Raw genomic sequence first — 640 nt, forward strand, 5'->3', positions numbered from 1 at the left:
CTGCTTTTTGAGAAGTTACAATATAACCTTTAAAGAACAACTAAGGGTCACACTTATGGTCTCAGTTGGACTTTTTTGCAATTAATTTATTTTATCAAAGTGAAGATGCAAGAGCTGTATTTAAGGATGGTGGTGCCACTGAATTAACAACTGCATTGCATGAGTTTTCAGAGTGGATCAGCCAAATAGAAAAACTCAAATCTCGCATTATTTGGGGTAATGGCGCCACTTTTGACAATGTTATTTTGAGAAATGCTTATCAAGCCTGTTCATTAGAGGTGCCTTGGGTTTTTTATAATGACCGTGATGTTAGGACTATTGTTGATTTAGGTCGTACGCTAAGAAACTTCAATCTTAAAAAAGATATGCCGTTTACTGGCACAGTTCATAACGCTTTAGATGATGCAAAACATCAAGCTAAATATGTATCAGCTATTTATCAAGCTTTAAAAATTGAAGCGTAACCGAGCAAAATATAGGGGAGTGTAACGCAATATAATAATTACAAATAATTATTATTTAGATCTTGACTTACTTTTAATTCTAAATAATAATCATTACCAACAAGACACTAAAGTCCACTGCAGTGTTTTGTTATGCTGAAACACCCTGTAAACGTTAAGCAGTACGTTAAACTGTA

General features: G+C 33.8%; 1 protein-coding gene. It reads left to right on the plus strand.

The window, feature by feature from the left end; translation table 11 throughout:
- Window positions 1–65: 65 nt before the first annotated feature.
- Window positions 66–464 (plus strand): 3'-5' exonuclease, encoded by a 399-nt coding sequence (locus CJF42_RS26295; protein ID WP_095369406.1) that lies wholly within the window; start codon window positions 66–68, stop codon window positions 462–464.
- The last annotated feature ends 176 nt before the right edge of the window (window positions 465–640 follow it).

It is taken from the genome of Pseudoalteromonas sp. NBT06-2 (assembly GCF_002276045.1).
Lineage (GTDB): Bacteria > Pseudomonadota > Gammaproteobacteria > Enterobacterales > Alteromonadaceae > Pseudoalteromonas.